Source organism: Corynebacterium crudilactis (assembly GCF_001643015.1).
Lineage (GTDB): Bacteria > Actinomycetota > Actinomycetes > Mycobacteriales > Mycobacteriaceae > Corynebacterium > Corynebacterium crudilactis.
The window spans coordinates 798,134-824,768 of the sequence record NZ_CP015622.1 but is presented as its reverse complement, the minus strand read 5'-3'; the positions used below and the strand labels follow the sequence as shown (position 1 = coordinate 824,768).

Annotated in this window: 25 protein-coding genes, 1 tRNA gene and 1 other RNA gene; 9 read left to right on the top strand and 18 right to left on the bottom strand. The window is 53.4% G+C overall.

Annotated features, from left to right (window positions below; genetic code table 11):
* Positions 1-36: 36 nt before the first annotated feature.
* Entirely contained in the window at positions 37-1,440 is a 1,404-nt protein-coding gene (locus ccrud_RS03925) for an IS1380-like element IS1677 family transposase (RefSeq protein ID WP_010991835.1), read from the top strand.
* A gap of 136 nt (positions 1,441-1,576) precedes the next feature.
* Here the strand turns inward: ccrud_RS03925 and ccrud_RS03920 are convergent, their stop codons facing one another.
* The 8 genes from ccrud_RS03920 to prfB form a co-directional block, all read right to left on the bottom strand.
* A complete protein-coding gene (locus ccrud_RS03920) occupies positions 1,577-2,308 on the bottom strand; it encodes a hypothetical protein (RefSeq protein WP_066564952.1) in 732 nt (243 codons plus the stop codon).
* Entirely contained in the window at positions 2,305-3,564 is a 1,260-nt protein-coding gene (locus ccrud_RS03915) for a tyrosine-type recombinase/integrase (protein ID WP_066564951.1), read from the bottom strand. The genes ccrud_RS03920 and ccrud_RS03915 overlap by 4 nt, the downstream gene beginning before the upstream one ends.
* A 169-nt stretch (positions 3,565-3,733) precedes the next feature.
* Positions 3,734-4,110, bottom strand: a transfer-messenger RNA (tmRNA) gene (gene ssrA / locus ccrud_RS03910).
* A gap of 79 nt (positions 4,111-4,189) precedes the next feature.
* Entirely contained in the window at positions 4,190-4,543 is a 354-nt protein-coding gene (locus ccrud_RS03905; RefSeq protein WP_066564950.1) for a DUF488 domain-containing protein, read from the bottom strand.
* A complete protein-coding gene (gene smpB, locus ccrud_RS03900) occupies positions 4,544-5,038 on the bottom strand; it encodes an SsrA-binding protein SmpB (protein WP_066564949.1) in 495 nt (164 codons plus the stop codon).
* Between the two features lie 35 nt (positions 5,039-5,073).
* The gene (ftsX, locus tag ccrud_RS03895; protein ID WP_066564948.1) at positions 5,074-5,976 is read right to left on the bottom strand and encodes a permease-like cell division protein FtsX; all 903 of its coding nucleotides are present in this window, start codon (positions 5,974-5,976) and stop codon (positions 5,074-5,076) included.
* A gap of 13 nt (positions 5,977-5,989) precedes the next feature.
* Positions 5,990-6,679: a cell division ATP-binding protein FtsE gene (gene ftsE / locus ccrud_RS03890; RefSeq protein ID WP_066564947.1), complete on the bottom strand. Its 690-nt coding sequence runs from the start codon at positions 6,677-6,679 to the stop codon at positions 5,990-5,992.
* A gap of 164 nt (positions 6,680-6,843) precedes the next feature.
* Positions 6,844-7,953 carry a peptide chain release factor 2 gene (gene prfB / locus ccrud_RS03885; protein ID WP_066564946.1) on the bottom strand — a complete coding sequence of 370 codons (1,110 nt, stop codon included), beginning with the start codon at positions 7,951-7,953 and terminating at the stop codon, positions 6,844-6,846.
* 78 nt (positions 7,954-8,031) lie between these two features.
* On the opposite strand from prfB, the gene ccrud_RS03880 reads away from it, so the two are divergent.
* Entirely contained in the window at positions 8,032-8,907 is an 876-nt protein-coding gene (locus ccrud_RS03880; protein ID WP_074025401.1) for an inositol monophosphatase family protein, read from the top strand.
* Positions 8,908-8,913: 6 nt separating this feature from the next.
* Positions 8,914-9,699, top strand: coding sequence for a histidinol-phosphatase (hisN, locus tag ccrud_RS03875; protein ID WP_066564944.1), 786 nt, complete (start codon positions 8,914-8,916; stop codon positions 9,697-9,699).
* Positions 9,700-10,121: 422 nt separating this feature from the next.
* Here the strand turns inward: hisN and ccrud_RS03870 are convergent, their stop codons facing one another.
* A complete protein-coding gene (locus ccrud_RS03870) occupies positions 10,122-11,180 on the bottom strand; it encodes a S1 family peptidase (RefSeq protein WP_066564943.1) in 1,059 nt (352 codons plus the stop codon).
* A 437-nt stretch (positions 11,181-11,617) separates the two neighbouring features.
* On the bottom strand, positions 11,618-12,064 hold the full coding sequence (locus ccrud_RS03865; RefSeq protein ID WP_245670370.1) for a TM2 domain-containing protein: 447 nt from the start codon (positions 12,062-12,064) through the stop codon (positions 11,618-11,620).
* Positions 12,065-12,438: 374 nt separating this feature from the next.
* Between ccrud_RS03865 and ccrud_RS03860 the strand changes: the two genes are divergently transcribed.
* Positions 12,439-12,804, top strand: a complete 366-nt coding sequence (locus ccrud_RS03860) for an SdpI family protein (RefSeq protein WP_066569482.1) — start codon at positions 12,439-12,441, stop codon at positions 12,802-12,804.
* A 137-nt stretch (positions 12,805-12,941) separates the two neighbouring features.
* Here the strand turns inward: ccrud_RS03860 and ccrud_RS14880 are convergent, their stop codons facing one another.
* From ccrud_RS14880 to pdxS, 4 genes are all read right to left on the bottom strand, one after another.
* On the bottom strand, positions 12,942-13,043 hold the full coding sequence (locus tag ccrud_RS14880; RefSeq protein ID WP_082868781.1) for a PspC domain-containing protein: 102 nt from the start codon (positions 13,041-13,043) through the stop codon (positions 12,942-12,944).
* 108 nt (positions 13,044-13,151) lie between these two features.
* Positions 13,152-13,225, bottom strand: a tRNA-Met gene (locus ccrud_RS03855).
* A gap of 93 nt (positions 13,226-13,318) precedes the next feature.
* Complete coding sequence (gene pdxT, locus ccrud_RS03850) at positions 13,319-13,918, bottom strand: pyridoxal 5'-phosphate synthase glutaminase subunit PdxT (protein WP_074025579.1); 600 nt, start codon at positions 13,916-13,918, stop codon at positions 13,319-13,321.
* Between the two features lie 2 nt (positions 13,919-13,920).
* Entirely contained in the window at positions 13,921-14,820 is a 900-nt protein-coding gene (gene pdxS, locus ccrud_RS03845; RefSeq protein ID WP_066564942.1) for a pyridoxal 5'-phosphate synthase lyase subunit PdxS, read from the bottom strand.
* Positions 14,821-14,909: 89 nt separating this feature from the next.
* On the opposite strand from pdxS, the gene pdxR reads away from it, so the two are divergent.
* Positions 14,910-16,283 (top strand): MocR-like pyridoxine biosynthesis transcription factor PdxR, encoded by a 1,374-nt coding sequence (pdxR, locus tag ccrud_RS03840; protein ID WP_066564941.1) that lies wholly within the window; start codon positions 14,910-14,912, stop codon positions 16,281-16,283.
* Between the two features lie 44 nt (positions 16,284-16,327).
* Here pdxR and ccrud_RS03835 read toward each other — a convergent pair whose 3' ends face one another.
* Positions 16,328-19,273 (bottom strand): UPF0182 family protein, encoded by a 2,946-nt coding sequence (locus tag ccrud_RS03835; RefSeq protein ID WP_066564940.1) that lies wholly within the window; start codon positions 19,271-19,273, stop codon positions 16,328-16,330.
* A gap of 100 nt (positions 19,274-19,373) precedes the next feature.
* Between ccrud_RS03835 and ccrud_RS03830 the strand changes: the two genes are divergently transcribed.
* On the top strand, positions 19,374-19,901 hold the full coding sequence (locus tag ccrud_RS03830; RefSeq protein WP_066564939.1) for a PPA1309 family protein: 528 nt from the start codon (positions 19,374-19,376) through the stop codon (positions 19,899-19,901).
* A gap of 75 nt (positions 19,902-19,976) precedes the next feature.
* Positions 19,977-20,654: a hypothetical protein gene (locus ccrud_RS15645; RefSeq protein ID WP_245670369.1), complete on the top strand. Its 678-nt coding sequence runs from the start codon at positions 19,977-19,979 to the stop codon at positions 20,652-20,654.
* Here ccrud_RS15645 and ccrud_RS03815 read toward each other — a convergent pair.
* Positions 20,651-21,703 (bottom strand): YlbL family protein, encoded by a 1,053-nt coding sequence (locus ccrud_RS03815; protein ID WP_066564936.1) that lies wholly within the window; start codon positions 21,701-21,703, stop codon positions 20,651-20,653. The genes ccrud_RS15645 and ccrud_RS03815 overlap by 4 nt on opposite strands.
* 85 nt (positions 21,704-21,788) lie before the next feature.
* Between ccrud_RS03815 and ccrud_RS03810 the strand changes: the two genes are divergently transcribed.
* Entirely contained in the window at positions 21,789-23,225 is a 1,437-nt protein-coding gene (locus ccrud_RS03810) for a zinc-dependent metalloprotease (protein ID WP_066564935.1), read from the top strand.
* 6 nt (positions 23,226-23,231) lie between these two features.
* Here ccrud_RS03810 and ccrud_RS03805 read toward each other — a convergent pair whose 3' ends face one another.
* A complete protein-coding gene (locus tag ccrud_RS03805; RefSeq protein WP_066569478.1) occupies positions 23,232-23,720 on the bottom strand; it encodes a M48 metallopeptidase family protein in 489 nt (162 codons plus the stop codon).
* A 70-nt stretch (positions 23,721-23,790) separates the two neighbouring features.
* Between ccrud_RS03805 and ccrud_RS03800 the strand changes: the two genes are divergently transcribed.
* On the top strand, positions 23,791-24,588 hold the full coding sequence (locus ccrud_RS03800; RefSeq protein WP_066564934.1) for a hypothetical protein: 798 nt from the start codon (positions 23,791-23,793) through the stop codon (positions 24,586-24,588).
* On the opposite strand, the gene ccrud_RS03795 is transcribed toward ccrud_RS03800, so the two are convergent.
* Positions 24,589-26,625, bottom strand: coding sequence for an ATP-dependent DNA helicase UvrD2 (locus ccrud_RS03795; protein WP_066564933.1), 2,037 nt, complete (start codon positions 26,623-26,625; stop codon positions 24,589-24,591). It lies immediately after the preceding gene.
* Between the last annotated feature and the right edge of the window lie 10 nt (positions 26,626-26,635).

Below are 26,635 nucleotides of genomic sequence, written 5' to 3'. Positions count from 1 at the left end.
GAGTCCTGATTCACCTGCCAGAAAGGCACCTCACAGGTGCAATTATTACACAACCCCACAGCGATGTCCGCATCCTTTGATGACCCCAACCTCATCTCGCTTGCTGGACTGGTTCCAACCATGCACTTAGCCGATGCTGCCAGCCTGTCCACCTTGGCCCAGGACCGGTTGAGCATCACCGGTGATAAAGGTGCCAATGCTGGTGCGAAGATCGCCTCCCTAGTCGCGGGCATGGTCGCCGGTGCTGATTCCATCGATGACATGGATGTACTCCGCCACGGAGGTATGCGCCGACTTTTCGACCGGATCTACGCCCCATCCACATTGGGGTCTTTTCTGCGGGCCTTCACTTTCGGCCACGTACGCCAACTCGATGCTGTGGCCTCCCGATTCTTGGTCAACCTGGCCAGGCAGGCACCACACCTGGTGCCACCACCACCGGCAGGCAGTGGCGGTAACGGGTATGTGTTCGTTGATGTTGATGACACCATCATTGAAGTCCACGGCCACACCAAACAAGGTGCCGGCTTTGGTTACTCCGGTATCCGTGGACTCAACGCCTTGCTGGCCACGGTCACCACCGCACAGTCCGCCCCCATCATTGTGGGCCAACGATTGCGGAAAGGATCGTGTGGTTCCCCACGAGGGGCCCACCGCCTGATCGCCGATGCGATGACCACCACCAGGCGCCTGCCCGGGATGGAGGATAAGAAAATCCTCGTCCGGGCAGATTCGGCGTATTATGGTCATCCCAGTGTCAGTGTGGCCCTAAGGTCCGGTGCGGATGTGTCCGTCACGGTGCGGATGACCCCGAACGTCAAGAAAGCGATCGTCGCGATCCCGGAAGATGCGTGGCAGACGATTCAGTACACCGATGCGATCTTCGATGAGGCATCACAATCGTGGATCTCCTTAGCCCAGGTCGCCGAAGTGCCTTTCACCGCGTTTACCTCCCGGAAGAAGGCCGACCATGTTCCCGGACGCTTGGTGGTACGCCGGATTCCTGAGCTGAATAAGAAGGATGTGTATCAGCCGGGCTTGTTTGATCTTCACCGCTTCCATGCGGTCTTCACCACCGCCGACCCAGGCGTGCTGGATACTGTTGCTGCGGATAAAACCCACCGTCAGCACGCGATCATTGAACAGGTCAACGCAGACTTGAAGGCAAGCGCGTTGGCGCATCTGCCGTCGGGGACGTTCACCGCCAACAGTGCCTGGCTCGTATGCGCGGTCATGGCGTTTAATCTCACCCGTGCCACCGGGGTTATCGCTGCAGGCGGGATGGCCAAGGCCACCACCGCGACGATCCGGCGGACACTGATGGCCGTTCCAGCCCGGGTCGCCCGCAGGTCCCGCCGACTGGTGCTCCACCTTCCCGAGGGGTGGACGTGGCAACCACAGTGGCAGAAACTGTTTGATCACGGCCATTCACCACCGTAACCGGTAGCTCCCTGACCACCCAGCCGAGCTTTCGGCGTGAGATGACAACAATTCGTGGAACAACCAGAACAAGACGTGATCTGGCGATCACCCCTACCCGAAAATTCCGGACCCGCCCGGAACCGGGATCAGGACATCACCGAGGGCACATCGGTGGATCGAGGTTTACCGGTCGTCCAGGCACATAATTTGCGATATCTGCCTCTACTTGTGCAAAGGTTAACACCTGCTCATAGTCCCTACAGATGATTAAACCGCTGGGATTATCTAAGGAGAACACTGGTGGATTTTTCTCCTCCTGTCTCCATATATTGCGGTCGGTTACTTCCCAGACATCACGTTGGCCTGCCACAGTAATCTCTCCCGGCGAAGACACAGCGTGAATTTCATCCGACGCAGATTCACCCGGACGGTGCCCCTTCACCCCACCCGTGGGAGCAAAAGCAATATCACCTGTTGCATCGTCCACAAATACAAACTCGGGATCGATATTGCGATAGGTGAATAACCACCAAGTCCGTATGCTGTAACCGGGTGGCACTGGCTTGCAGACCACCCAAGGCCCAAATGGTGTTGGACGCTCCGGAATTACATGCCCACCATCTCCCGTCCTACATACTGGCGCATTTACCACCAAGTGCCCCTCATCGTTGAGCTGTCCAAACTCCACGGGCTCATCTGGATTTTGCATCACGACCGGATAGACAAATCCCAGATTTTTGCCACACTTCTTGCAACGGTAAACAACCTGAGCGGTTCTTTTAAAGCGCTGCTTATCTTGCATCAAAAGCTCTACCAGGGACTTCTCTGGATCGGGGATACCGTTATAAACGGTGCGGGGAAGACCTAAATCCTTGAACTTGCTCACTTCTTAAACTCCAATGTTGAATTCACTTTCTCCATTAACGTCGCCGTACGGCCTGTTCGCACTTTCATATACACATCCAAAATAGTCGCCACATCCTCCTGCCCGAGTAACCGACCAATCTCTTTCAAGTGCGCCCCTTGCTCTGCCAGGCGGGTAATCAACCAGTTACGTCCACAATGCGGGTCAATCTCCATAGACACCCCGGCGCGTTCCTTAGCCCGGTTGAGCACACTTCTATAGCTAGTGTCCATCATCAACCCCCCGGTACGCGTAGCGGTCAACAAGGACACACGCCGGGCGCCCTGCCAAGTCTCCACCAGCGTGGGCGCGCCGGGTAAGTGCAGGGCGCGGTGCTTCAGGAACAACGGCACATGACTAGCCATGATGGGAACCTCCCTGTACCCAGCATCTGACTTAGGCGGCTGGATAAACATAAATGTTCGTCCATCATCTCCCCCAAGGCGTTGGGCGTTCTGCTCCACCCTCACCACTACCCGCGGCATCCACGGGGCAGGTAGGTACTCCACCTGCACGTGCCTCTGCTCCAGAGCCAGGGCCTCACCAATGCGCAGGCCGTGAAACAGCATCAATGAGGTGAGCACCCGGTATTGCGCGGGCATGGCCTCCAGGATTGCATGAAGTTCCCCATCCTCGGGTAAGTACTTTTCCTTGGTCTGCACCCGTTTGCCTGCCTCGGGCACATCCACAGGGTTGGTGGGAATCATTTCCCGGCGCGTAGCCTCTTCACACGCTGCCCGTAGGCGTTTAAAGGCCTGCTGGTTAATGGTGTGGGCATCGGGGTAGGCACGCTGCACTCCATCCCACCAGCGGTACACATCCCCTTTGGTCAGCTTCACCAGGGGCAGGGAGGCTAACCGGGTGATATCCAGCATGACATCCCCCGGCGATAAGGGGTTGGTGATCCGATTGGTGGTCACACGGCGGTAGTTCTGCATCGTTGACAGGCGCGGAGGTTTCGGCCTATGTTCCAGGTTGACGTGGTACTGCTCCAACCACTGCCCCACAGTAGTGGTATCCTGCTCCGCCTTATCTTTCCGAACAGCTGGTGGACTCCAGGTCTCCAGGTCGATGAGGCGGCGTTCTGTCGCTAACCATCCATCAGCATCTGTCCTACTGGCAAAAGAATGCCCGGGGGTGTGTTGAGCTCCATCGGGCCCGGTGTATTCCGCGTAGAACCGCTTGCCTTTAGCGCGCACTGTCCCAAAGGCGCGCCGGGTACGTCGTTTGCCTGCCATGGGGTTGCCCTCCCACCTTGGACGGGAACGGGAATTGCTTCCCGTATCTTTCCCGTAACTACTTCACTTCATGGCCCCTTGTGGCCACTGTAGGCAACATAGTAACATGGTCACTACCAGCACGGATATAGCAAAACCCCCGGTCAGTGATGACCGGGGGTTTTACCTTCTGTGGAGCTGCCGGGAATTGAACCCGGGTCCTACGTTACCTCGCCAGGGCTTCTCCGTGCGCAGTCCGCGCAAGGATCTCTACTCGGCCCTCCGGCTAGGACGAACACTTCCGGATGATGAGCCCAGTCAGCAGTAAAAGTCCCATTCAACCCCGCTGACGCGATTGAACAGCAAGTCCCTTAGTCGATGCCAGGATCTAGGTCAGGGACTCCCCTAGGCTGACAGACACGCGGTCGCTTGCTTATGCAGCGAGGGCGTAGTCGCGCTGAGACTTCTCGGCGCTTATTGGTTTGCTGCGACGCTCACGGTGGTCTCCAGCCTTCACCGGCACGCTTCCCCTGGCTAAATCAACGTAGTCGAAACCATGTCAGCCCCATTGATGTCTTGCGGTGGGCTCGTGCGAGTTCCACAAGATGGTTCATGATAGCTCAAAAACGAACACAAAAGCAAGAAGTTATTTCTCGAGCCACTCCGCTAAAACGATCGCGTGATTGTGGTCGCGATCGGCAGCACCGTAAAGCAAGGTGACTGGGGTGCGGGAGGAGGCGTCGAGAAGCAGCGTTAAATCTTTTTCTTCGCTGGCGTCAAGCTCGGCGATATAGCGCTTGCGGAATTCCTCGAATTTAGCCGGCTCATGGCCGAACCATTTCCGTAAGTCAGGAGTTGGTGCGACGCCTTTGAGCCAGAGCTCTGGCTTAAGGTCATCTTTTTTCACACCGCGTGGCCACAACCGATCGACTAAAACGGTGGTGCCATAAGTCCGTGCCCCGTTGAGGACATCGTGGACTTTCGCGGTATGAATAGCCATCTAAGCGTTAATGCCCTTGATACGACGGCCCAGTTCACGGGTAACTTCGCGTTCTTCGGTGCGGCGCTTGATGTCTTGGCGCTTATCGTAATCCTGCTTACCTTGAGCAAGTCCGAGTTCGAGCTTGACGCGACCGTTTTTGATATAAAGCTTGAGCGGAACCAAGGTGCGGTTGCCGTCGCGGACTTTACCCATCAGCGAGTCAATTTCATTGCGGTGCAGCAAAAGTTTACGGGTTCGTTTAGGCGTATGGTTTGTCCAGGAACCCATGGAGTACTGCGGAATGTGGAGATGCTGAAGCCAGATCTCTCCATTATCAATCGTGGCGAAAGAATCCACGAGGGATACTTTTCCTTCGCGCAGGGACTTAATTTCGGTGCCTAACAGCACCACGCCCGCCTCCCACGTATCAATGATGTTGTAGTCATGGCGGGCCTTGCGATTGGTCGCGAGAACTGAGTTGTTGTCGTCGACTTTCTTTTTCTTCTTGGCCATAGTCTTTCCAAGTCTACGGCACAAGGAACAAGAGTCTATTTCCGGACGTAATAGCGCAGTGTCAGCTGGGCAATAAGTCCGGCAACAACAATGCCAATTCCTGAGATGATCGGTGCGACTAACCAAATATCTGTGGTGGTAACTGGAGCAATGAGCTGGGAATCATAGAGGCCGCGGAGTGCTTTATCGATAACCAATTCCTTACCCAGGAAAAGTCCTCCGATGGCCAAAACAGCACCAACCAGGGTGGATAAAATCGCCTCCAGGACGAAAGGGCCCTGTGTATAGAATCGCGATGCGCCAACGATACGCATAATTTCGGTTTCTTCACGGCGGTTAAACGCAGCGATCTGCACCATATTGGCAATCAGGAAGATCGAAGCAATCACCTGAACTGCAGCAATCAGGAAGGTGGCGTTGCGGATGGAATCGAGGTTCTCGGTCGCTCCGCGCAGATCATCAACTTGGTCGATCACATTACTTACCTGAGGAAGGTCTCGGACCGGATCGAGGATCTCTACTGCTAGAGGATCTTCGAGCCGAACGTGAAATGCTGCGGGTAGTGCATCGGGAGAAGTCTCTGTAACCAGTACAGGATCTGTATCTTTGAATACTTCTACGAACCGTTCATAGGATGCTTCGCGGGAACGATAGGTGATGGAATCAATACCATCAATACCTTCCAAAGTATCGCGAACTTCGAGGCAAGCTTCGGCGGTGCATTCTGGATCGTTGGCAGAAGTATCTTGATCCAGCTGGATCATTACTTCCACGCGATCCAGATAGATATCTTTGGTGCGATCGGTCATATTGGTGACTAAAAATCCCGTAGCCAAAAGCGCCAAGGAAATAGCGGTGGTGATGATCAATGCCATCGTCATCGTGAGGTTGCGGCCCATGCCTCGCAGGGCTTCGCGCAATACATATCCAAATGCCATCAGTGCTACTCCCCTATCGCATTTCGCCGTAGACGCCGTGGGCATCATCGCGGACTAATTTGCCAAGATGCAATTCGATAACGCGCTTACGCATGTCATCAACGGTACGAGCATTATGGGTGGACATGATCACGGTAGTACCAAGTCGGTTAATACGATTGAGAAGGATCATGATCTCATCGGAAGTATCTGGATCGAGGTTGCCGGTAGGTTCATCTGCAAGCAGCACCAAAGGACGGTTCACGAATGCGCGGGCGATGGCCACACGCTGTTGCTCACCACCAGAAAGTTCATTGGGCATGCGGTTAGCTTTTCCAGCTAGACCAACCATTTCGAGTGTTTCTGGGACAAGTTCTGAGATCCTGTCCTTATTCTTTCCGATGACTTCCAAAGCAAATGCCACGTTATCGTAGACATTTTTGTTTTTGAGAAGTCGGAAATCCTGGAACACATAACCAATGCGTTGGCGTAGTTTATTTACTTGCGTTCCACGGAGTTTGTTCACCTGAAAATCTGCCAACATCAACGAACCGGAGCTGAGTTTTTCTTCTCGCGTCATAAGACGCAGGAAAGTTGATTTTCCTGAGCCGGATGGTCCGATGAGGAAGACGAACTCGCCTTTATCAATATGTAAAGACACATTGTCTAATGCCGGGCGGGTTGAGGTCTTGTAGTTCTTGGTGACATTCTCAAAGGTAATCACGGCTCACACTCTATCTAAACTCCTGTGGCTAGAGAAACGGAAGTGACCAATTAGTCGGACCTTATCCGCAATCTCGCCGGATTTTCCCAGACAACCGCCCAGACAGCGTTTCGGGCAACGGCTAGCTGCACCCGCTGCCGTCGATCACTGCACCCGAGAAAAAGTTATTCCGCTACTTGGCTTTCAGCCATGCGCCAGCGAATACCAGCTTCCAGAAGGCCATCGATATCGCCGTCCAGCACCTTTTGTGGATCATTAACTTCAAAGTTGGTACGAAGATCCTTCACCATTTGATACGGGTGCAAAACGTAGGAACGCATCTGGTTTCCCCAAGACGCATTGCCGCCAGCGCCAAGCGCATCCATCTCTGCGCGTTCTTCCTGACGCTTGCGTTCCAACAGCTTTGCCTGGAGAACTCGCATCGCTGATGCCTTGTTCTGGATCTGAGATTTCTCATTCTGACAGGTGACCACGATGCCGGTTGGGATATGGGTAAGTCGCACTGCGGAGTCAGTGGTGTTCACAGACTGTCCACCAGGGCCGGAAGAACGGTACACATCAACGCGCACTTCATTGTCTGTGATATCGATGGAGTCAGTTGTTTCTACCACTGGCAACACCTCAACCTCAGCAAAGGAGGTTTGGCGTCGGCCCTGGTTATCAAAAGGACTGATGCGAACGAGGCGGTGCGCGCCTTGTTCGACAGAAAGCTGGCCGTACATGTAGTCACCGTGCACCACGAAGGTGGCCGATTTGATGCCGGCTTCTTCCGCATAGGAAATGTCATAGACATCTACCTTGTGACCATTCTTTTCTGCCCAGCGGGTGTACATGCGCATGAGCATTTCTGCCCAGTCCGCAGCATCGATGCCGCCAGCACCAGAACGAATATTGATCACAGCTTCACGGGCATCGTATTCGCCGGAAAGCATGGTCTTTACTTCCAAAGCGTCAATCAGAGTACGTAGCTCTGCAAGCTCTTCATCGGCGATGGAAAAATCACTGTCGTCTTCTTCCTCCGCAAGCTCCACCATGATGGGCAGATCTTCGATGCGTTGGCGCAGATCAGTGATTTTACGCAGCTCTGCCTGCACATGGGACAGCTCAGAGGTGACTTTTTGTGCATGATCGGGGTCATCCCAGAGAGAAGGATCCGCTGCCTGAGCTTCCAGTTCTCGGACGCGGTCAGACATCTCTTCCGGGTTCAGCACTTTTTCAATGGTGGTAAGCGTGCTGTCTAGCTCGGAGAGTTCTGCAGAAAATTCGGGACGCATGTTTGCACATGTTACCCGTATTAATAGCGAATCTTAGAACGAGACCTTATTCAGCACACGAAGCTTCAGCAATGCACAATAGATGGCATGAGTAATCCACAGCAGACACATCCGGCAGCAAGCCTTGAAGACATGATTAAAACAATCACCAAAACTTTCGTGATTGCCCATGAACAAGATTCCGATGAGCACCTTGCGCAGGCGCTTGTATACAACGCTGGCCGTTTGGCGTGGCGTATGCGCGAAAATGGTGTGGATACGGATTACAAAACTTCCGTGTCAGATGTGGTCACCGATGCGGATCGTGCGGCGGAGGCTTTTGTTGCAGGCGTTCTTGAAGCGCTGCGACCTGAAGATGGCCTGCTTGGTGAGGAAGGCGCGAACCGTGCGTCGATAAGCGGAAAAACCTGGGTCATTGACCCGGTCGATGGCACCTACAACTTCACCAAGGGCTCTGATTATTGGTGCTCCGCGATTGCGCTGGTAGAGGGCAATCCAGCGGCGCCTTCGCGTCTGCACTTCGGCGCCGTGCACCGCCCGGCCATGGGTTATACCTGGTTCGGTGGCCCGGGAATCCGGACCACGCGCGACGGCCAGGACCTCAAGATGCTTGTCGACGCCCCCCTCGATCAGGTTTCTCTCGCCACCTACATCCACCCCACCCGGTTGGAAGAAGACGCAATCCGAGCTGCATGGCTGCGCGTTGCCACCAAACCTGCCACCCTGCGCATGTTCGGTGCCGGCTCCATCGATCTGGCCACTATCGCTGACGGAAGCGTCGGCGCTTGGGTACAACACAGCGTGGCCGATTGGGACTGGCTGCCAGGCCGTGCACTCATCGAAGGCGTCGGCGGAGCTTGCATCAAGGTCGCTGCCGGCGGCGTGGAATGGTGTGTTGCAGGAAACGCACAGACGGTTAGTGAGATCTCCGAAACTTTAAGCGCACTAGACTAAACACCCATGAGTAATTATGCCGATGATTTAGCCCTCGCCCTCGAACTCGCCGAACTGGCCGATTCCATCACTCTCGACCGCTTTGAGGCCACTGACCTGGAGGTTTCCTCCAAGCCAGATATGACACCTGTCAGCGATGCCGATCTCACCACTGAAACAGCACTGCGTGAAAAGATCGCCATCTCACGGCCAGCCGACGCTGTTTTGGGCGAGGAATTCGGCGGAGACGTAGAATTCAGCGGCCGCCAATGGGTTATTGATCCCATCGACGGCACCAAAAACTTCGTCCGCGGCGTCCCAGTATGGGCCACCCTGATCGCACTTCTTGATGATGGCAAACCAGTCGCCGGTGTCATTTCCGCACCAGCACTCGCACGCCGCTGGTGGGCATCTGAAGGATCCGGCGCATGGCGCACCTTCAACGGCAGCTCCCCACGCAAGCTCTCCGTATCCCAGGTATCCAAGCTTACCGACGCCTCCCTCTCCTTCTCCTCCCTCTCCGGATGGGCCGAACGAGATTTGCGCGACAAGTTCGTCTCCCTCTCCGACACCACCTGGCGCCTACGCGGTTACGGCGATTTCTTCTCCTACTGTCTCGTCGCCGAAGGTGCCGTTGATATCGCAGCAGAACCAGAAGTAAGCCTCTGGGATTTAGCTCCCCTCTCCATCCTGATCACCGAAGCCGGCGGAAAGTTCACTTCCCTTGCCGGAGTTGATGGACCACACGGCGGCGATGCCGTTGCCACCAACTCAATCCTCCACGACGAAGTTCTGGATGTCTTTGGCGTTTAATGTTTTGTATTTAAGAAATCCGGCGTTCTTTGTTGAGGAACGGCGGATCTTTCTTTTGATTACGTCCGTGGGCAGTCGATTTTGAGGATCTGACTAGGGAAGTTTTAGAAAACCAGACCGAGTGACCAAAGCGACCGATATTTCGGAGGTTCTTGGTCGCTGGGTTTGGTTTAGCGATTTCGAAACCAAACCCAGCGACCAAAGAGCTGCAGTTTTGGATGGTTTTGGTCGCACAGTCTGGTCCTTCTTGAAACCCCACAAAAACTTAAAGTCCGTGCCCAAAAACTAACCCCTCAGAAGCGCCCAAAAGCCCTGAGACCAGACAAATACACATCCGAAAACTTCAGCCTCTTAAAAGGCTTCCTAGTGCTCAGGCACAAAAGATCCGCCGCTCCTTGATAGGAACGGCGGATCTTTAGCTTCTATCCAGCTGTTGGCTGGAAACCACGGCCAGGAAGATTCTGAGAATCCAGATCCGTGATGATGCTATCCATATTCACAGACAGCGTTGGCATAAAGAGCGGCCCCTGAAGAGGAGTGGTGCATGCCAAGTTGTAATCAGGAATCACACCTCCAGAAACAAGACCCACCACACGACCATCTGCAATCAACGGCGCACCGGAATCACCACGACCTGCACACACCTGAGACATGGTCATCCGCTCATCGGCAGTCCAGACCAAACCGCAGGTGTAACCAGTAGCGACGCCAGACTTACACACTTCCTGACCATTGGCCACGCCACCACCGACAGCATTTGCGGTGACACCATTGTAGGAATTGCTCAATTCCGCATTGGAGCCAAACTCAATGATGGAATAATCAGCATTCGGTGCGTTGTACACAACCGTTCCAGAATCGCCCACCCAGAAAGAATCAGCCGATCGTACCGTATCGCCAGAGTCACCACAGTGACCAGCAGTAATGCCAACCTTGCGGCCATCAGCATCCGTTCCAGTCACCGCAAGAGTGCACATGGAATTACCGTTGAGATAGATCGGAGTACCCGGTCCGTACAGTGATTTACCCTGTTCTTCCACAATCCGGGATTCTTCAGGCACAGCTGGTGCATCAAACCAGGATCCGGGAACTCGGTGCAAAACATCACCCAAGGTTGCGCCCATGACCTGGGACTGAATGTCCGTGCGCACCTCATAATTAGGCAATGCTTTTTGGACTTCTTGCTCCACGACCTGAAGAGTTTGCTCTACTACCTGCCCCCCAGAAGTTGCCTTCGTATTTGCATACGGAGCAAGAGCTGCATCGATCTGAGTGTTGGCTTGTTCATCGAATACTTCTGCAGCACTCCGGTCAATATTCACGCCAAACTGGGAAAGCTGAGCATTCGCTTGATCTACGATCGCTGTCGTATCCACCCACTGCGGGGCTGTTGCTGCATGAGCGGCAGGAGACATGATGCTCACCCCCGCCACCACAATGGACGTTGCAAAAACGGCGCGGCGTGAAACCGATGTGCGCATAAGTATCTTTAGTTCACTTTCATAACAGCAAAAGGGCAATGCACTACATAGTGCCATGCGCGAGGTAACTTTGGCGTGCATAAAATCCAAGTGTGACCTAGGCAATTCTCGCCCTGGAAAATTTCACTTACTTTCACGGGGGACGCTTAAGCGCTACGTTTAAAAAGACCTGTGAAATTCTGGAAATTTCCCTTTATTTAAAGTTGTGAACAGGGGAAACTTTAGTTTTTAATTCTCCCCTAGGACCCAGTGGTGGCGGAGTTTAAATTTTCCACAACCCCCCATTTAGGGGTGATTACTTATTGGTGTTATGTCTATATTCAACAGTGTGAGAGCACTCCATGCCAGAACAGGTCAACATTTACGCATTATTAAAACCGTGGAGCGCTGGTAAATAAGCACCAGCACTCCACGGTTTTAATAATGCTTGAGAAATCTTATTTCAACGGGATTCCCTGTGAATCAACAGCGTATTTGCCATTGCCCACCAAAATCAGAATGAACTCAATAAAAACCCACACGCCGACGACAAAGAGCAGCCCAATTCCTACGATGACAAGTGTCAAAATATAACCTAGAACCGTCAATGCGAGCTGTGCAATGCCAGCCTTGGTATAACCCAAATAAAAGTTATGAACGCCCAAAGTTCCGAGGAAAAATGCCAAGAGCGCAGCAAGAACCTTGCTCTTTTGCTGGACTGGATACTGCTGGAAGTGCTGCGGGTGCTGTTGAGCAAACTGTGCGGGAGCATAGGATGCGGCCGGTTGAACTCCATAAGGAGACTGATCCCCTTGCTTCTGTCCTTGATTCCACTGTGGATACTGATTCGGATCATTATTCATGCCGTCTGCACCATTTTCCGGCGAATAAAAAGGTGTTCCCACTGCAATTCTCCTATTAATTAGAACTTAAAATTAAAAAAATTAACTACCGCACTCAAAATACCAGGAAGAGTAAAAATTGTCTCCGACTCAAAAGGGTTGGTAAAGCTATCTGAAATACGCTTACTCCAACAAATAATGCTGTGGATTTTTACTCGTTAAGCAATACGAGAAACATAATTATCTTAGATAAGAGTTCACACCAATAATGGGTAGTCTTCCCAGTTAACAAAGCTATCCATGCTTATCTGTTTCACGGTGCTGCTATCGCAGGAAGCTTTTAACTTTGTCCCTTAGCTCAGCAATCTATGAAAAATACATTCTTCACAACTTATGCGCAGGCCTTTACAGACCTCAGTGAACTAGAAAGGCATTCCATGGATTCAAGTGCTAGCAGCGTTGCCATGTTGCTGTTTTCAGTAGTACTCGTAGCGGTAGTCTGCGTTGCAATCACCTGCATGGCTGCTCAAGGAAAAATTGACCGCAATAGCTCAGTAGGAATTCGCACCCGACGCACCCAGGCTTCCGACGCTGCCTGGCAAGATGGGCATGCTGCAGCATTACCGCTAGTAAACAACATTGCATGGGTAGCGGCAATCACTGTCCTTCTAGCAATAGTTGCTCAGATAGCTTTCAGTGAGCCCTGGGGAATTCTCACCGCCCTAGCTGGGATGGCCGTGGAAATTATAGTCCTGCTCTTTGCTGTCAAAGCTGCCAATAAAGCCGCCAAAGCCGCTATGTAATATTTAACAAAACTGGTACCACAAGCGTTCTCCCCTGAGCGCACTCCTAAATTTACGATCACCAAAGCATCTCATGCTCGAATAGCTCGATCGAAATAAAATCTTATAAAGATTTTACCCACTAGCCGCAAGTGATTTTACTTTTGTTCCTTCTTGAGATCGTAATATTTCGCCACCCCGGCACATACTCCAACGATATTAGAGTTATCGACAGAACGATAGAGCTTAGTTTTATCCATCGTTTCCTTCCCCACGATTAGCACTGCCGACAAGTACTCCCAGCATACGCAAACCTAGAAACGCAAAAATCCCCGCCAACCGAAGTTGAGGGGGATTTTTGAACTTAGTAGCGGGGGCAGGATTCGAACCTACGACCTCTGGGTTATGAGCCCAGCGAGCTACCGAGCTGCTCCACCCCGCGACGCGATGATTGATAAACCATCTAATCTATTGCATTGATTGCTTTCGCGCTCTGTGCAACGAGTAGAAACTATACAGAGCGCATCCGAAAACATCAAATCACCTGTTCAGCATGGTTCTTTATAAGATTGAGCCAGGCTTGGTGGATGCGATAATCGCCGGTTTCTTCTGGGTGGAAAGACAGCGCGATGATATTGTCCTGGCGCACGCCCACGACTTCCCCGCTCTTGAGAACAGCGATCGCTTGCACCGCAGACCCAACCTCAGTGACGATGGGGGCTCGGATAAAAGATGCTTGTACTCCCGTAAATACAGCACTGCCCCACCCCACATCGACGGTGGTGTCGAAGGATGCGCGTTGAGTTCCGAATGCGTTTCGACGCACCGTCGCATCGAGTGTCTCAAGCGTGCACTGGCCTCTAGCTGGGTTGTCCACATGCTTGGCCAGATAAATTAATCCGGCGCAGGTGGCTAATATTGGTAGGCCTTCGCGAATGAGAGCAGCCAGAGGTTCCGCTAGGTTAAATGCGCGAGCGAGTTTATCCAGCACGGTAGATTCACCGCCAGGGATAACAATCCCGTCCAGTCCCTCTAAGTCCCTGGGCACACGCACTTTTCGTGCCTGTGCGCCCAGAGTTTCCAAGGCAATGAGGTGTTCGTCCACACCGCCTTGAAGAGCTAGGACACCAATAATTGTCACCAGCCGCGTTCAGACAGGCGGTGTGGTGCTGGAACATCGGTGACGTTGATGCCGACCATGGCTTCGCCTAGGCCGCGGGAGACTTCGGCGATGACGGAGGGATCGTCGAAAAGCGTTGCAGCTTTGACGATCGCGGTGGCGCGCGCGGCTGGATTGCCGGATTTGAAAATTCCTGAGCCGACGAATACGCCTTCGGCGCCCATTTGGCGCACTAGTGCGGCATCCGCTGGAGTGGCCACACCGCCGGCGACGAAAGTGACAACGGGAAGCTTGCCAGTGGTAGCGACTTCACGGACCAGATCGTATGGCGCTTGGAATTCCTTAGCGGCGACAAATAGTTCATCTTCATCAAGGGAGCGCAGGCGGTTGATATCACCGCGAATGGTGCGCAGGTGGCGCACAGCTTCGGAAACATCACCGGTGCCTGCTTCACCCTTGGAACGGATCATGGCAGCACCTTCGGTAATGCGCCGCAAAGCTTCACCGAGGTTGGTTGCACCGCAGACGAACGGTACGTCGAACTTCCACTTGTTGATGTGGTGGGTGTAATCGGCTGGGCTTAAGACTTCGGATTCATCAATAAAGTCCACGCCAAGTGCTTCCAGAACCTGCGCCTCTACGAAATGGCCGATGCGTGCTTTCGCCATGACTGGGATGGATACCGCGTTGACGATGCCTTCGATCAGATCCGGATCACTCATGCGGGCAACGCCACCTTGAGAACGGATATCTGCGGGCACGCGTTCAAGCGCCATGACAGCAGTGGCGCCGGCATCCTCGGCGATGCGCGCTTGTTCTGGCGTGACCACATCCATGATCACACCACCTTTAAGCATGTCTGCGAGTCCGCGCTTTACACGAGTGGTGGCTTGGAAAGTTTCTTGATTTTCGGTCATGAGTGATCATCAAACGCCATAAAGTGGACTATAGATAGATCCACTTTGACACACTTGCACTAGACCACTTTTTTGAGCACGATGAGACCATGCTCGCCGATCTTCCCATCACGCTCAATTCCGATACGCACACATCTATCCCCGCGCAGCTCACCGATCAGATCCGCCGTCTGATTACTCGCGGCATACTCACTCCGGGGGATCCGCTACCCAGCACCAGAGCTCTTGCCACCCAATTGGGGGTATCGCGCGGAAGTATCGTGACGGCTTATGACCAATTAGCAGGCGAAGGTTATCTCAGTACGGCGCACGGATCAGGAACCACGGTCAACCCAGATCTGCATGTGCTCAAACCGGTGAAAAGTGAAAGGAAGGGGGCGTCGATAAGCACTCCTCCCCCACTGCTTGACCTGAGGCCCGGCCTCCCGGATACGGCGACGCTAGCAGATTCCGCGTGGCGCAGTGCGTGGCGCGAGGCCTGCGCAAATCCCCCCACTCGCATGCCTGCGCAGGGTCTTTTACAGCTCCGGGTCGAGATCGCCGACCACCTACGCCAGATGCGTGGCCTCATGGTCGAACCGGAGCAAATCATCGTCACAGCAGGCGCGCGCGAAGGCCTCAGCTTGCTGCTGCGCGCGATGGATCATTTTCCCGTAAAACTCGGCGTTGAATCTCCCGGGTACCCTAGCTTGCGGCGCATTCCGCAAGTGCTTGGCCATGAGACCATCGATGTGCGCACCGACGAATCCGGCCTGGTGCCCAGCGACCTACCCAGCGACCTACCCAGCAATCTGCACGCACTACTGATCACACCTAGCCACCAATATCCCTACGGCGGTTCGCTGCCGGCGGATCGCCGCACCGCGCTGGTTACTTGGGCAGAGACACACGATGTGCTGCTGATTGAAGACGATTTCGACTCCGAACTGCGCTATATCGGCATGCCACTGCCACCGCTGCGTGCGCTCGCCCCCGATCGCACCATCCTGCTCGGCACTTTTTCCTCGGTGCTCACCCCGCAAGTCGCATGCGGATACCTCATCGCTCCAACTGCGCTGGCGCAGCAGCTCACCGAGCTTCGCGGGATTCTCGGCCAGCCAGTCGGCGCCATCACCCAACACGCGCTCGCCACCTACCTCGCCTCAGGAGCTTTACGACGCCGCACCCAACGTTTGCGACGCCTCTACCGACACCGCCGCTCCATCGTCCAAAAAACCCTCGGAGATCTGCCCACCGCACAACTACGCCCCATCAACGGCGGCCTCCACGCAGTACTCATCTGCGAAAAACCCCAAGAAGAAATCACAGCAACCCTTACCTCACGAGGCCTTTCCGTCACAGCACTCTCCCACTATTGGGGCGGCGATGGCGCAGACAACGGCATCGTCTTCGGATTTGGCTCCCACGATGAAGACACCCTGGAATGGATCCTTGCCGAAATTTCCGATGCGGTGTCTCAATAAAAAAGCCCAGGAGAATTACTCCTGGGCTTAAATCTAGTTAATCGCTACGGTGCAGACTGGTAGCTTTCGACAGCACGGTCAAGTGCATCGAGTGCACGACCATACTCTTCGAAGGAACCGCCGCGAGCGGACTCAAGGTTGGTCAGTGCCTGGTTAATGGCATCGATACCTTCAGCTTCACTCACTGGAGCAGTTGGGGTTTGCTCTGCAGGCTGATCGGTTTCAGGAGTCTCTGGTGCTGGTTTAGCACCTTCGACTTCTTCCAAATCCTGAGCGGCCTTAGGATCAATACCCACTTGAGACAGTGCCTCAGCGATCGTTGGTGCGTAACCAACCTGACCCTTGTAGAAGACAAGTACGCGCAGCAGCTTCGGGAAGGCTGAAGCCTGATCCTTACGCTGCGAGTAAATCGGCTCAACGTAGAGGATTTCTCCGCCACCGACTGGCAAGGTCAGCAGGTTACCGTTGTGCAGATCATTCGATCCACGCCACAAGGTTTGATCCTGTGCCACCTGGTCAGAAGACATCATGGCATCCTGAGCCTGCTTTGGACCCTGAGTAACAGCATCTGTTGGCAAGACGCGAACGGTGATTTCACCATAGTGATCTGGATCAGAAGATGCAGACATATGCGCAGACAAGTACTCACGCTGGAGACCACGGAACGGGGTGATCAGCTGGAAGCTAGATTCACCAGTTTCTGGGTCAGCTGCAACAACGTAATAAGGAGGCTGCTTGAGCTCTTGGCGGCCTTCAGCTGCAGTTGGATCCCCTGGGACAGACCAGAAAGCATCGTTGGTGAAGAAGGTTCCAGAATCATCAACGTGGTACTTAGCCAGCATGTCGCGCTGTACCTTGAACAGGTCTTCTGGGTAGCGCAGGTGCGCACGCAATGCATCAGAGATCTCAGATTCAGGCTTCACAGTATCTGGGAACACGCCACGCCATGCTTTGAGCACCGGATCTTCGGTATCGAATTCGTAGAGCTCAACGCTGCCGTCATAAGCATCGACAACAGCCTTGACGGAGTTGCGGATGTAGCCGACGCGATCGGTGATCAGTGGCTGTGGAGTGCCATCTGGCATCACAGCATCCTGAGTAGCTTCCGTCAGTGAAGAACGGGTTGCATAAGGCAGGCTGTTCAAGGTGGTGTAGCCATCGACGATCCACTTGATGCGACCATCGATAACTGTTGGGTAAGTCTTGGAATCAGTGGTCAACCAAGGAGCTACCTTTTCCACACGGGAACGTGGATCGCGTTCGAAAAGAATCTTAGATTCTGAGCCGACACGATCAGACAAGATCATGTTCATTTCTTGGTAGCGCAAAGCAAATGCAGCGCGGTTGAACATGTTTCCGATGCCAACTCCGCCAGCACCTTCATAGGTGTAGCTCGAATTATCGGTGTCGTACTCAACTGGGCCGTCACCGGTATCGCCAACAATTGCATAATCTGCGCCATCAGCGGCAGAAGCAATCAGTGGTCCGTAGTACACGCGTGGTTCATCGACCTTGATGCCTAATTCTTCAGCATCGTCGCTTTCCGCAGCACGAGCATTGGATTGCAGATCAGAGACGGTGTACACAGGGTAGCCACCACGAGTAGATCCGACGTCGCGGGCGACTTCATCCACTTGGTTCGCCTGTGCGGCAATGAAACCATTGCCATGGGTGTATACGGTGTGGCGGTTAATCCAGTCCTGCTGGTTTTGCTGCAGAGCATTCGGATCAAGTTCACGTGCTGCCACGACGAAGTCGCGGAGCTCGCCGTCTACCTCAAAGCGATCCATTGCCAACTGTTCTGGGAAACCATAGAAGTTTCGCAGCTGCTGTTGCTGGGTGAAGGTAGGAGAAAGGATCTGAGGATCCAGCAGACGAATATTAGAAATCGTTGCGGAATCGGCAGCGACCTCTTCGTTGCTGGTCTCGCCTGCTCCCCAGTTTTCTTCATAGGTAACATCATCATCGGTAATTCCGTAGGCATACCGTGTTGATTCAATATTGCGGGAAATATACTCGGCTTCTTTTTCTGCACGGTTTGGCTGCACAGAGAAACGCTCAAGCATCAAAGGCCAAGCAGCGCCAATGATCACAGAGCTGAGTAGCATAAGCACCACAGCTAGACCTGGGATACGAAGATCCTTGAGGAAGATGGCAGAGAAGAAGGCGATCGCAACAAATAGTGCGATGACCATGAGGATGATCTTCGCAGGCAGCTGCGCGTTGATATCGGTGTAGCTCGCACCAGTAAAAGTGGAGTTTTCCTTAGTCAACAGATCAAAACGATCTAGCCAATAACCTGCAACCTTGACAAGCATCCATAGTCCAGCGGTCACAGCAAGTTGTGCACGTGCACCGCGAGAGACGAAGGACTTTTGACCAGTCATCTGGTTTCCTGCACGAATGCCGCCCATCAGATAATGGCCCACAAGAGCGATCAGGAAAGCAACGATGAGGAACAATGACAGGGAGTCAGCGACCAAGCGCAGCATTGGAAGATCAAAAGCATAGAAGCCATAATCATGACCAAATTGTTGATCGGAAACACCGAAGCTTTGGCCATTCATCCACAATTGAACAGTTCGCCATGAACGCTGACCGATGAGACCAGCCATCAAACCGACGAAGATTGGAATGATAACCATCACACGGCGAAGGCTGTTTTCGATCATTTGGCGGTATTGGTACACCGGTGAATCGGTGTCAAAAGCCGACATCGCATCTGGGCGAAGCTTTGTCACAAAATAGCCAGCAAGCCATGCAACAAAAGCGGCGATGAGGGCAAAAATCACAAACAATACAATGCGAGTGACGATGACCTTGCTGAATACGCCTCGGAAGTCTACTTCACCGAACCACAGCCAGTCGGTATAGAAGCCAACGCTCATAGGGGCGACAAGGATGATCAACGCGATAATGGCGAAGATCCACGTCACCGCCTTTGGAGGTCGCTTTATCGGTTGGGGCGGAGGTGTGAGACCAGTCGACAAGACAATATCCTTATTTTTTACGTGATTCTGCGTTTCTCCCCTACTCTACGGTTTAATCACCTATAAAGGCCAACAAGTACGTGTACAAAAGGAAAAAATTATGAACGATTCTATTTTCAGCCCCCAAGCCCTGAACAAAGCGATGCTCGAAGCTGTCGAATTTATCCACGCTGAAGGCTGGGATGCTGGCCCTACTTTGTTCGCGTTGGTGCCCACTGCAATGTTGGTAGATACCCTCAATGATGCAGCTGAGGACGATTCTCCACTGACACTGGTGGTTCAAGACAACCTGCCGGACAACCTGCTTCCAGGATCCGAAGCCTTGGGAGATTACGTCTCCCGCTTGGCATGGCCTGCAGAGATCGCCGGTGCCATCCTTGCCCAGGAAATCATGTTCACTGATTCGGCCGTACAAGGAGCAACTCCTCAGCCTGCACGTCTTTTTTCCGGTGTTGTGCGCGGAGAAACTGAACTCACTTTGCTGCAGCTGCGCCCTACTGAAGAAGAATTGGCCGAGCGCGGTCCATTCGCGGAAGATGAAATCGAACTTCGTGGCGGCCCAGGCGTTGCTCCTGGCGTGATCGCAGCACTGCGCTACACCCTCGAAGCAGACCCAGAAGATATGTAAAACTGACTTTTTACTTGTCTTCGCTAGGATAAATTAAGTTAACCCCGCCCAAAATTTTACTGAGGAGTTCTCACTGTGGCGACCACCCCATACAAGCATGTCCGCGTTGCACTGGGATTCGTGGCGCTCATTCCTCTTTTAGCTGCATGTTCAGGCGGCGAATCTACAGAGGCTACGGAGAGTACTACGAGCACAACAAGCTCCGTGACCTCCACAGCTTCTTCGTCATCCCCCACCACGACTCCAACGACAGAGTCCAGGACTTCCGAGACATCGCCGGAAGAGAGTGGGGAGACGTCGACAAGCAAACCTCGCATGGGCAACGGCGTTGAAGCCGCCTATAAAGTTTTCGCCTCGCTCGCGCCGGTCGAGCTTTTTGAGCAATTCGATACCTGCGATCCCTCAGGCATCGAAGATTCCTATGCCTGCACCGGCCTAGAAGTGGGCCAGTTCCAATTCTTTGATAATCCATCAAAGGCCACAAGCACCACGCAGCTGCTCACCGAATTACGCAGCTCTCGGGTGGTTGAGGATTCCGGATCAAAGGTGGTGGGCTGGACCACGATTGGCACCATGTCCATCATCACGGTCGTAGATAACGACGAAGGCCTGGTGCTTCAACAAATGGTTTCCTCGGACAAGATCGATCCGGAAGAACGCATCTACGAACTCGGGCTCTCCACGCCAAAGGAAGATCCAGAAGAAGAAACGGTGAAAACCTCTACAGAGACTTCCACCGCATCTAAAAACTAGCTACAGGTTTGGTAATCCGCACCCTGGTTGTACGCAGCCATCTGATCAATCGCTTGAGACAACGAATCCACCTTGAGCACCGTTATGCTCTCCGGCTTCGCGCTCATCGCCTCAGCGCAGTTCGCAGCCGGGCTTAAGAACACCTCCGCGCCAGCATCCTCCGCCGCGCGCACCTTGTGCGCAATACCGCCGATCGGGCCAACCGATCCGTCCTCTGCGATAGTTCCGGTGCCAGCGACAAACTTGCCGCCGTTGAGCGCACCAGGCGACAGCTTATCGACGACCGCTAACGAAAACATCATGCCAGCGCTTGGGCCACCAATGTCTTCCAAGTTGTAATCCACTTCAATATCACTCATCGGCACAGACATCATCGAAATACCCAACAACGCCACAGCAGGATCACTCGGGTGTTCCCTCAAGGTGATGGTTTCTTGAGATTTCCGATCGTTTCTCTCATAGCCAATCGTGATGGCATCGCCAGGTGCTTTTGAGCGCACGATCTTTTGTGCATCTCCTGGAGTGGAAATCGCGGTGCCATCGATGTCGAGCAACTTATCGCCGGCCTCAAATACTCCCGTTGCTGCGCTGTCCTTGAGCACTTCAACTACTTCAACTTCAACAGGAATGTCGAGATAGTTCATTGCAGCGATCGTTGCGGAAGACTCCGAAGACACGAACGCAGAACGGTTAGATTCCTCTACTTCCTCCGCACTTTGGCCAGGAGGAAATACTTGTTCAATCGGAATAATCGTGTCATCGGTAAACAACCACCGCGAAAGTACCTGCGACAACGTCATGCCAGTGCGCACCGACACCGTTGTCATATTGAGGTTGCCTTCAGCCTCATCTAAGTCCGCTCCGCGGATGGATATCACATCCTCGCCATCAACCTGACCAAGAGTATTGATCGTTGGCCCCGGCCCTTCAGCTGCATAAGGCACGCTCAAGTTGATGTTCGTTCCCGGAATACGGTCAATGCTTACCAATGATGCCAACAGCACCAAAGGGATAGCACCCCATGTCAGAGTCTTGATTCGGCGGTTCACGAATATCCACCCTACAACCTGTGTTCGCTATCAGCGTTGTTCGGATCATAGCAATAAGAAATAGGTGCCTTGTAGATTGGTAAATATGAATTCTAATGGCTTTGGTTTCTCATTCGGCAATAACGATGATGACGACGACAAAAATCGTAACAATGATCCCTTCGGCCTCTTCGGTGGCAACTTCGGCTTCGGTGGCCCAGGCGGTGCTGGTGGAGCTGGTGGAGCTGGTGGATTAGGCGATATTTTGAACCAATTTGGCCAGATGCTGTCCGGCATGGGAGATTCCATGAACTCCCCCGAGGCATCGGGGCCGGTTAATTATGATTTAGCTGCACGCATCGCACGCCAGCAGATTGGTCGCGTTGCCCCAATTAAAGCTTCTGAAAAAGAAGCCGTCGAAGAATCCCTTCGACTCGCTGAGCTATGGCTAGATAACGCCACCCAGCTTCCTACTTCCGGACACCGCGTCGAAGCATGGAACCCAGAAAATTGGCTAGACAACACCCTTCCAGTGTGGAAGCGTCTGGTTTCCCCAGTTGCTGAGCAGATGAATAAAGCTCAATTAGATAATCTTCCTGAGGAAGCCCGCGAGATGCTCGGACCGATGTCTTCTTTAATGAACTCCATGTCATCAATGAACTTCGGAGTTCAATTAGGCAACGCACTGGGAGATCTAGCCAAGCAGACCCTGACTGGTTCTGATTTCGGACTCCCAATCTCCCCCGTCGGTATTTCTGCAGTCCTACCAAGCAACCTTGCGGAGATCTCTAAAGGCCTCGATGTAGCGCCTCAAGAAATGCTTGTTTATATCTGCGCCCGCGAAGCTGCCCGCCAGCGTCTGTTCAAGCATGTGCCTTGGCTGGTTGAACGCATCGTTTCCTCCGTTGAGGAATACGCCATCGGCCTGGAAATTGATACTTCCCACATCCAAGAAGCCATGGGTAACTTCCAGATGGACAACCCAGATCCTGAGCGTCTGCAAGAAATGATGAGCGAGATGCAGGGCATGGATCTTTCTCCACGCATCAGCTCCCGCAACGCTAACGCAGTATCTCGTTTGGAAACCCTCCTCGCACTGGTAGAGGGCTGGGTCGATATCGTTGTCACCGAAGCACTCAGCCAACGTATTCCATCCACCAACTCCCTGAACGAAGCCTGGAAGCGCCGACGTGTAACTGGCGGATCCGCAGAACAAGCCTTCTCACAGGTCGTCGGCATTGAACTCGGTGCGCCAAAGGTATCCGAAGCAGCCGAGCTGTGGCGTCGAGTGGAAAACGCCGTGGGCGTCGAACGTCGCGACGCAGTATGGGATCACCCAGATTTCCTCCCAACCGCCGAAGATATCGACAAGCCAGCTGAATTCATCGACGCACTACTCGGTGAATCCGACGGTGAAGATTTCGACCCAATCGCGGAAATCAACGCTCTCGAAAAGCTACTCGCAGAAGAAGCAGAAAAGAAGAACTCAGATGATTCTGACTCTGAAGAGCCAGATGCTGATGAGCCAGATACTGAAAAATAAGACGGCTCAGCCCCACCGCTGATACGCCTCCAAATAGCCCTTGGCCCTCTCTGCCAGGGGCGTTTTGTTTGCCCACTCCCAAAACTGCGCAGAATGCCCCGGAATAAACGTGTGTACCAACTCATGCACCAACACCGAATCCAACACATAATCAGGCACATTTTTTAAACGATCCGAAATCCGAATCTCCGCAGTCACCACCGTGCATGATCCCCACCGACTGTTCTGATTACTCACCCACCGAATATTTTCCACCCGTGCTTTGCCCTCCAGCACCATCGTGTTCAGCCGATGTGCCCGAGACATCAGGTCGGCATCACTTGAGACAGACGATCGGGTGCGTCGTTCCAGTTTTGCAACGACCTCCCCCACCACTTTTGCTTCTTCTGCTTTGGTCATCCTCGCGGGAATTCTTACCTGAATTTTTCCATCCACGATGCGTGCTTGAACTGTCTTGGTGCGTCGTTGTGAACGAATAACTTCGATTTCCTGCATGACAGAAGATTGTATCTGTGTTGAAATGGTGGCATCGGGGTGTCGATTTAAGTTTTGGGGGAAATTTTCGATGACACAAATCGCTTTAACCAACTCTGCTCAAGTTCTCATTCGACCAGACTCAGCTATCCAATTTGGCGTCGATGCCACTCGCGCTGGGGTGTTAAACATCGACCCAGCACTGTCATCCCAGGTGGTGCCAATTCTGCGTAATCTGCGCACTGCACGGTCGATCGTTGATGTCGTACGCGATCTGGGTTCTGTGGGGCTTGCGCCGACTGCTGCGCAGAGCCTTTTGGAAGACCTTTTAGAATTTGGCGTGGTGCGCGAATCGGCAGGCGAGCAAGTATTGCTCTTCGGGGACGGTTCACTTGTCGACGTCACCGCCTTCCTTCTCGAAACTTCTGGCTTTATTCCTCGCCCGCATATGAATAATGAACCTGCCCGAGAATTTTTTGAACTCCCCTCCTCACATGTACTGATTCTGAACCGCCTGGCACATTCCCGACGGTTAGCACCATTACTCAATCAAGCAGTGCCCACATATCTTTGTGCCTCAATCATTGATAGCCGAGGTGTCATTGGCCCGGGGCGCCGTAATGGAGTCGGTCCTTGCCTCATGTGCATCGATCTCCACCGTTGCGATATCGATCCGCATTGGTTGGCGATCGTGAATCAACAACCCAATGGTCCGTCTTTTCCTGATCCTGTCACAGAGATGGCTACCGCGGCTCGGTTGGTTGCATGGGTCACTGCCGATTCTTGGCTGTCTGGTTCAGTGGAAGAAGTTAATCCGCACGATCGGACAAATTCGGTGCACACATTTTCTGTGCACCCGAAATGTCCGTTGTGTTGGAACCCGATGTGACTAACGAGCGCCCAATACAGCGAGCACATCATCACCATAATTCTCGATTTTCATCGGTCCTACGCCCGGCACACTCAGCAGCTCATTTTCGTTGGTGGGATTCATTTCAGCGATCGCCATCAACGTAGCGTTGCTAAACACCATGTAGGCAGCCTTGTTTTCACGTTTCGCGGTGTCGTTGCGCCAGGTGCGCAATGCTTCGAAAACATGCTCTTCCGCTTGGATCGGACAGCTATCACATCGGCCGACGGATTTCTCCGAAGCGCTTGAGAGCACCGATCCGCATACTCGGCAGTTGCGCGGGCGATTGCTGCGTGGAGTCCCAGACTCGGAAGTCGTATCGATGACAATGCCATCTAAGAAGCGGCTTCTCTTCCGGGATTTCCTTCCGCCTTCTTGCCTAGCTAATGCCCAGCTGCAGTGGAGGTGTTCACGCGCACGCGTCACACCGACATAAAACAGTCGACGTTCCTCTTCGATCGCGTCATCGCCGGTTTTGATCGCATGACTGATGGGGAGGGTGGAATCAACCAAGCCGACTAAAAATACGGCATCCCATTCCAAGCCTTTCGCAGCATGCAATGAGGCTAAGGTGACACCCTCTACAGTCGGCGGGTGCTTTGCTTCTTGGCGCTCACGCAGTTTGAGCAGCAGGCCAGTGAAATCTAGATCGGGTGTGGCTTTGACCAAATCTTTCACAAGATCGACCAATGCGTTCAACGATTGCCAGCGTTCGCGTTCTTGGGCACCGCTTGGTTCTTCAGAACTTAATCCCAGGGGAACCAAAGTGCGTTGTGTCAGACGCACCAGATCGCTTTCATCGACGTCTCGTTGGGAGGTGCGGATCAGTTGACTCAAGGCCTGTCTAATTTCAGGTCGGGTGAAAAACCCTTCGCCGCCTCGAACTTGATAGACGATCCCGGCGTCGGCAAGCGCTTGCTCAAAAACCGCTGACTGCGCGTTAATGCGGTAGAGAACAGCGATCTCGGAGGCCGGCACGCCTTTTTTCAGCAGCGTTAAAATACTGCCCGCAACTTGGCGTGCTTCGGTGGGTTCATCGTCGTAGGCGCGAAACTCCGGCTCCGGGCCGGTTGGACGCATACCTTCAAGCTCCAGGCGTGTGCCTGCTACGCGCCCCCGTGCCTGGCCAATGACGGTATTTGCCAATCCGGTGACCTGCGGCGTGGAGCGGTAATCGCGCTGCAGCTTAACGACGGTTCCCTCCGGGTATTTCCGCGAGAAATTGAGTAGATAGTCCGGTGTTGCACCAGTAAAGGAATAAATCGTCTGATTGGCATCACCAACCACGGTTAGATCATTGCGCTCTCCCAGCCATGCGTCCAACACTCGCTGTTGCAGTGGTGTGACGTCCTGGTACTCATCGACCACGAAGCTGCGATACTGCTGTCGAAATTCTTCAGCCACCGCCGGAGAGTTCTCCAACGCACCAGCTGTATGAAGCAACAGATCGTCGAAATCCAACAACATCCCCTCAGGCGTTGTCTTCATGTTTTCGTATCGCTGATATACCTCAGCGATTTTCTCCGCTGGAGCTGGCGGAGTACGCGTACCGAGGCTTGCTGGATACTGTTCGGGAGTGATCAACGAGGCTTTCGCCCATTCGATTTCACTCAAAATATCTCGAACTTTTTCCGTTTGCGATTCCAAGTGCGCACCACGCACCGCTCGACCAACCAGCTGGAATTTATTATCCAATAACCGCCACGGCAGATTACCGGCAACCTGCGGCCAAAAATACAACAGCTGCTTTCTCGCTGCCGCGTGGAATGTTCGCGCTTGCACTCCGCCGATACCCATGAGATTGAGGCGATGTCGCATCTCACCTGCTGCGCGAGATGTAAAAGTTACCGCAAGCACACGGTTCGGGCTCACAAAACCTTGATCAATCAGATGTGCAATGCGATAAGTAATCGTTCGAGTTTTACCCGTGCCGGCTCCGGCGAGAATACACACTGGTCCGCGAGGTGCAGTTGCGGCGATGCGTTGATCCTCATCGAGGTCCTGCAAATTGATCACTGTGAAAAGC

Coding starts and splice junctions, on each gene's coding strand:
- ccrud_RS03805 (WP_066569478.1), bottom strand. CDS start 23,720: ATGCAGGAAATCGAAGTTATTCGTTCACAACGACGCACCAAGACAGTT.
- ccrud_RS03905 (WP_066564950.1), bottom strand. CDS start 4,543: ATGGCTATTCATACCGCGAAAGTCCACGATGTCCTCAACGGGGCACGG.
- hisN (WP_066564944.1), top strand. CDS start 8,914: ATGAGTAATTATGCCGATGATTTAGCCCTCGCCCTCGAACTCGCCGAA.
- ccrud_RS03870 (WP_066564943.1), bottom strand. CDS start 11,180: ATGCGCACATCGGTTTCACGCCGCGCCGTTTTTGCAACGTCCATTGTG.
- ccrud_RS14880 (WP_082868781.1), bottom strand. CDS start 13,043: ATGGATAAAACTAAGCTCTATCGTTCTGTCGATAACTCTAATATCGTT.
- ftsX (WP_066564948.1), bottom strand. CDS start 5,976: ATGGCATTTGGATATGTATTGCGCGAAGCCCTGCGAGGCATGGGCCGC.
- pdxS (WP_066564942.1), bottom strand. CDS start 14,820: ATGACCGAAAATCAAGAAACTTTCCAAGCCACCACTCGTGTAAAGCGC.
- ccrud_RS03800 (WP_066564934.1), top strand. CDS start 23,791: ATGACACAAATCGCTTTAACCAACTCTGCTCAAGTTCTCATTCGACCA.
- smpB (WP_066564949.1), bottom strand. CDS start 5,038: ATGGCCAAGAAGAAAAAGAAAGTCGACGACAACAACTCAGTTCTCGCG.
- ccrud_RS03915 (WP_066564951.1), bottom strand. CDS start 3,564: ATGGCAGGCAAACGACGTACCCGGCGCGCCTTTGGGACAGTGCGCGCT.
- pdxR (WP_066564941.1), top strand. CDS start 14,910: ATGCTCGCCGATCTTCCCATCACGCTCAATTCCGATACGCACACATCT.
- ccrud_RS03860 (WP_066569482.1), top strand. CDS start 12,439: ATGGATTCAAGTGCTAGCAGCGTTGCCATGTTGCTGTTTTCAGTAGTA.
- ccrud_RS03810 (WP_066564935.1), top strand. CDS start 21,789: ATGAATTCTAATGGCTTTGGTTTCTCATTCGGCAATAACGATGATGAC.
- prfB (WP_066564946.1), bottom strand. CDS start 7,953: ATGCGTCCCGAATTTTCTGCAGAACTCTCCGAGCTAGACAGCACGCTT.
- ccrud_RS03830 (WP_066564939.1), top strand. CDS start 19,374: ATGAACGATTCTATTTTCAGCCCCCAAGCCCTGAACAAAGCGATGCTC.